Genomic DNA, 905 nt, shown 5'->3' with positions numbered 1-905 from the left:
GGATCATTGCGTGACGGGTTACCCCAAGTCGAAGGATCATCCTCGACAAAACCCGGACGACTGTCACCAGACGCTTCGGCTTCGGCGATCGCCTCGGCATTCCCGGCAGCTTGATCCACAGCTTTCTGCGCCTGTGCCTGTTGCGCTGCCATCTGCGCGAGCATTTCCTTCTGTTCTTCTTCGCTCAGCGGGCGCACGCGCGACAATTGCTGAGTGACGGTTTCGCGCAAGGAATCAAGCATCCCTTCGAACAGCTGGAAGCTTTCGTTCTTGTACTCGTTCAGCGGATCGCGCTGTGCATAGCCACGGAAACCCACGACCGAGCGCAGATGTTCCAGCGTCAAAAGATGTTCGCGCCATTTGCCATCGATAGTCTGCAGCAGAACCTGCTTTTCGATGTTGCGCATGTTTTCCGGGCCAAACGCCACGGCCTTCTGCGCCATCATTTCATCGGCGGCCTTGATCAGACGTTCGCGGATTTGCTCGTCATCTACGCCTTCCTCGGCGGCCCAGTCCTGAACCGGCGCATCGATGGTCAGCTTCTCTTTGACCGCTTCGTGCAGACCTTCTGTATCCCATTGATCTGCATATGATTTTGGCGGCATGAATTCGTCGATCATATCGTCGATCACCTGCTCACGCATATCGGACACGACATCCGACAGATCATCTGCTGACATGATTTCACGCCGCTGGCTGAACACGACTTTCCGCTGATCGTTCATCACGTCGTCGAATTTCAGAACGTTTTTGCGCATGTCAAAGTTGCGACCTTCGACCTTGGATTGCGCCCGTTCCAGCGATTTGTTCACCCAGGGGTGAATGATTGCCTCGCCCTCTTTCATGCCCAGCGTGGTCAGGACCTTGTCCAGACGTTCCGCACCCAAGATGCGCATCAGGTCATC

The 905-nt window shown here is 55.6% G+C and carries 1 pseudogene; it reads right to left on the bottom strand.

The features are described 5' to 3' along the window. A pseudogene (locus ACR0EL_RS21920) lies at nucleotides 1-905 on the bottom strand (preprotein translocase subunit SecA); the annotation flags it as partial.

Source organism: Ruegeria sp. AH12 (assembly GCF_056541465.1).
This window is presented reverse-complemented; position numbering and strand designations above follow the sequence as displayed.